Source organism: Bradyrhizobium sp. (genome assembly GCF_019244115.1).
Classification (GTDB): domain Bacteria; phylum Pseudomonadota; class Alphaproteobacteria; order Rhizobiales; family Xanthobacteraceae; genus Bradyrhizobium.
This window is the reverse complement of sequence record NZ_JAFATE010000513.1, coordinates 1-4557: the sequence shown is the minus strand read 5'-3', so window position 1 is coordinate 4557 and position 4557 is coordinate 1. Positions and strand designations below refer to the sequence as shown.

Sequence of the window (4557 nt, the reverse complement as noted above, 5' to 3'; positions counted from 1 at the left end):
TTCAGCCGCGCCTCGCCGACCGCGAGCGTCTGATGCAAGAGGCCTGCCTCATGCCAGGCCGGCCAGCCTTGGACGTAGAGATTGGCGCGGAAGCGTATCGGATTCACGGCCGCGCCGACCATGGTTTCGATCGCGGCAACGCTTGCCAGATTGATGATCGAAACCACCTTGCTCGCGAGGTCCGAGAAACTGTATCCGCCGCCGGAGAGCACTTTTGGCGGTCCCTTCAGCTCCTGGGCAAAGTTGGTCGCGAAGAACCGTTCGATCGCGGCGCGTCCTTCCGCGGTCTCGAGGTCGCCTTGCACGACGATCTCGCCATCGCGGCGGATGGTCAGGCGATTGGTGTCATCCTCGTACAGGGAGTGAAGTCCCGCCAGCCGCTCATGGCGCATCAACATCAGGTAATAGGTCTTCGGCCGCCAGGCCGGATGCGCCGGGTCAAAGCCGCTCGGGCCGTTCTCGACGGCGTAGCGGCGATCGCCCGGCAGGGTCTTTCCGACCGCGAGCGGCACGGTGTCAAGGGATTCGGCAGACAGGCCCTTCACCGGGTAGCGGTAAAGGCCGGAAATTTCGGCGTGCGTTATCGAAGGCATGCCGTTTCTTAGGAGATTTCTGATCATCGCGCCACCATGCACGAATTCGTGAGGTCTGCTCTTCCGTTCCGCAAACGCCCTTCCCACATCTGCCTCAAGCCAGGCTTGATATGCCGGTGATGCGGCCGCCGGTCTCGTTGCGACAAGTCAACGCGGGCCCGGCGGACACCCATTGAAGATGTCGTGGCAGTTGCCGCTAGGGGCTGGACGGCAGGCTGAGGGAACAGACATGAATATCGAGAAATACACCGAGCGGGCGCGGGGCTTTGTCCAGTCGGCGCAGTCGCTCGCGATGCGCGACGGACATCAGCAGTTCTCGCCTTTGCATGTTTTGAAAGTGCTGCTGGACGACAGCGAGGGGCTGGCCGGCGGCCTGATCGACCGGGCCGGCGGTAATTCCCGCGCGATCCTGAAAGCGACCGAGGATGCGCTGAACAAGCTGCCAAAAGTGTCGGGCAGCGGCGCGGGCCAGATCTACATGTCGCCGGAGTTGGCGCGCGCCTTCGACGCGGCCGAAAAGGCCGCCGACAAGGCCGGCGATAGTTTTGTCACGGTCGAGCGGCTGCTGCTCGGGCTGACGCTCGACAAGAGCAGCGAGGCCGCGAACATCCTCGCCAAGGGCGGCGTCACGGCGCAGAATCTGAACGCCGCGATCGAGACGCTGCGCAAGGGCCGTACCGCGGATTCGGCGACCGCCGAGAACGCCTACGATGCGCTGAAAAAATATGCCCGCGACCTGACCCAGGCGGCGCGCGACGGCAAGCTTGATCCGGTGATCGGCCGTGACGAGGAGATTCGCCGCACCATCCAGGTGCTGTCCCGCCGCACCAAGAACAATCCCGTGCTGATCGGCGAACCCGGCGTCGGCAAGACCGCGATCGTCGAGGGCCTGGCGCTGCGCATCATCAATGGCGACGTGCCGGAAAGCCTGAAGGACAAGCGGCTGCTCTCGCTCGACCTCGGCGCGCTGATCGCCGGTGCCAAATATCGTGGCGAGTTCGAGGAGCGGCTGAAATCCGTGCTGCAGGAGATCACGGCCGCGGAGGGCAGCTACATCCTGTTCATCGACGAGATGCACACGCTGATCGGCGCCGGCAAGGCCGATGGCGCGATGGATGCGTCCAACCTTCTGAAGCCGGCGCTGGCGCGCGGCGAGCTACACTGCATCGGCGCGACCACGCTGGATGAGTACCAGAAGCATGTCGAGAAGGATGCCGCGCTGGCGCGGCGCTTCCAGCCGATCTATGTCAACGAGCCCACGGTCGAGGACACCATCTCGATCCTGCGCGGGCTGAAGGACAAATACGAGCAGCACCACGGCGTGCGCATCACCGATTCGGCGCTGGTCGCGGCCGCCACGCTGTCGAACCGCTACATCACCGACCGTTTCCTGCCCGACAAGGCGATCGACCTGATGGACGAGGCCGCGGCGCGGCTGAAGATGCAGGTCGATTCCAAGCCGGAGGAATTGGATTCGCTGGACCGCGAGATCATCCGGCTCAAGATCGAGCAGGAGGCCCTGAAGAAGGAAAGCGATCGCGGCTCCAAGAGCCGGCTGCAGGCGCTGGAGAAGGAGCTCGCCGAACTCGAGGAGAAATCGTCGGCCCTGACCGCGCGCTGGAGCGCCGAGAAGGACAAGCTGTCGAATGCGCAGAAGCTCAAGAGCGAGCTCGATGCCCTGCGCATCGAACTCGCCAATGCGCAGCGCCGCGGCGAATACCAGAAGGCCGGCGAACTCGCCTACGGCCGCATCCCCGAGCTCGAAAAGCGGCTTGCGGCGATCGAGGCCAAGGAAAACTCCGGCGAGATGATGGAGGAGGCGGTCACCGCCAACCACATCGCGCAGGTGGTGTCGCGCTGGACCGGCGTGCCGGTCGACAAGATGCTGGAGGGCGAGAAGGACAAGCTCCTCAAGATGGAAGAGAGCTTAAGCAAGCGCGTGGTCGGCCAGGCCGAGGCGGTGCGTGCGGTGGCAACCGCCGTGCGCCGCTCGCGCGCCGGCTTGCAGGATCCGAACCGGCCGATGGGCTCGTTCATGTTCCTGGGGCCGACCGGCGTCGGCAAGACCGAGCTGACCAAAGCGCTCGCCGAGTTCCTGTTCAACGACGAGACCGCGATGGTCCGCCTCGACATGTCCGAGTACATGGAAAAGCATTCGGTGTCGCGGCTGATCGGCGCCCCTCCCGGCTATGTCGGCTATGACGAGGGCGGCGCGCTCACCGAGGCGGTGCGGCGGCGGCCCTACCAGGTCGTGCTGTTCGACGAGATCGAGAAGGCGCATCCGGATGTTTTCAACGTGCTGCTGCAGGTACTGGACGACGGCCGCCTGACCGACGGCCAGGGCCGCACCGTCGATTTCCGTAACACGCTGATCATCATGACCTCGAATCTCGGCTCGGAGTACCTGGTCAACCAGCCGGAGGGCGAGGACACCTCGGCGGTGCGGGAGCAGGTGATGGGCATGGTGCGCGCGCATTTCCGTCCCGAATTTTTGAACCGAGTCGACGAGATCATCCTGTTCCATCGCCTGCAGCGGAGCGAGATGGGCCGCATCGTCGAGATCCAGTTCGCGCGGCTGTCGCGCCTTCTGGAGGAGCGCAAGATCGCGCTGACGCTGGAGGCGGCGGCGCGCGACTGGCTGGCGGCAAAGGGCTGGGATCCGGCCTATGGCGCGCGCCCGTTGAAGCGGGTAATGCAGCGCTATTTGCAGGATCCGCTCGCGGAAATGATTCTGGCCGGCGAGGTGAAGGATGGCGACAGGATCACGATTGCGGCGGAAGGCAATGTGCTGACTTTCAACGGCAAGGCGCCGCAGACCGCTGACATCGCGCAGTTCGAAACCCCGGTGCCGCGGCGCAAGCTGAACTGACGTCCCGCTCTCGAATTACCCGTACGCGAAAACCCCTCCGCCGACTGGCGTAGGGGTTTTGTTTGTCCGCGGGTCCAGGCGGAGGCTTGGCTGTGCCCGATGCGCGGCATCGCTCCGCGGTTGCGGGCACATGACTAAATCGATGGGAAAGGGATCAGACGGATCCGATCACCGGTTGCTGGCCTGCTGCACCGGCAGCGGGCCGCCGGTCGCGTCCGACATGCGGGCGCCGCCGCCGCGTCCGGCCATCATCGCATCGAGCCGGTCGCGCTCCTTCTCGAAGCCCGCCATGACAGGCCCGTCGAGGGAACGTCCGCGCGGCAGTTTCACCCGCATCGGGTCGACGAAGCGGCCGTTGACCAGGATCTCGTAGTGCACGTGCGGGCCGGTCGACTCGCCGGTCGAGCCGACGAAGCCGATCACCTGGCCCTGCCGCACCCGCTTGCCGGGCTCCATGCCCTTGGCGAAGGCCGACATGTGGCCGTAGGCGGTCTCGTAGCCGTTGTTGTGCTTGATGCGGATATATTTGCCGTAGCCGCCTGCCGGGCCGGCCTTCTCGATCTCGCCGTTGCCGGAGGCGAAAATCGGCGTGCCGTAGGGCGCGGCCCAGTCGACGCCGGTGTGCATCCTGACGATGCCGAGGATCGGGTGGCGCCGTCCGCCGAAGCCGGAGCGCATGATGCCGTCGGCGACCGGCTTGCGGACCAGGAATTTCTTCGCGCTCTTGCCGGTCTCGTCATAGTAATCGTAGGTGCCGTCGTCGGTGGTCTGGAAGTGGTAATATTTCTTGGTCTCACCGCCGACACTCAGCGAGGCGTAGCGCACCTCGTTCTTGCCGTCGCCGTTCTCGTCGTCCGCATAAAGCACGTCGAAGGAGTCGCCCGGCAGTACTTTGCGCTGGAAGTCCACGTCGTAGGCGTAGATGCGCACGATCTCTTCGATCACCGATTTTGGCATGTTGTTGCGCAGCGCTGTTTCGTAAATGCTCTGGTAGAGCCGCACCCCGCTGCCGTCGTCTTCGGCGTTTCCTTCTTCCTGCCCGGTCTCGGCGATATCGGTGTCGACATTGCGCAGATCGACCGGAACGTATTTGCC

The 4557-nt window shown here is 64.7% G+C and carries 3 protein-coding genes; 1 reads left to right on the top strand and 2 read right to left on the bottom strand.

The annotated features are described in order from the left end of the window. On the bottom strand, positions 1-593 hold a 593-nt coding region (locus tag JOZ76_RS22850), incomplete at its 3' end, for an MOSC domain-containing protein (protein WP_291702147.1). 229 nt (positions 594-822) lie between these two features. Between JOZ76_RS22850 and clpB the strand changes: the two genes are divergently transcribed. Then, complete coding sequence (gene clpB / locus JOZ76_RS22845; protein ID WP_291702145.1) at positions 823-3462, top strand: ATP-dependent chaperone ClpB; 2640 nt, start codon at positions 823-825, stop codon at positions 3460-3462. A gap of 168 nt (positions 3463-3630) precedes the next feature. Here clpB and JOZ76_RS22840 read toward each other — a convergent pair. Beyond that, a partial coding sequence (locus tag JOZ76_RS22840) for a M23 family metallopeptidase (protein WP_291702143.1) occupies positions 3631-4557 on the bottom strand: 927 nt, incomplete at its 5' end.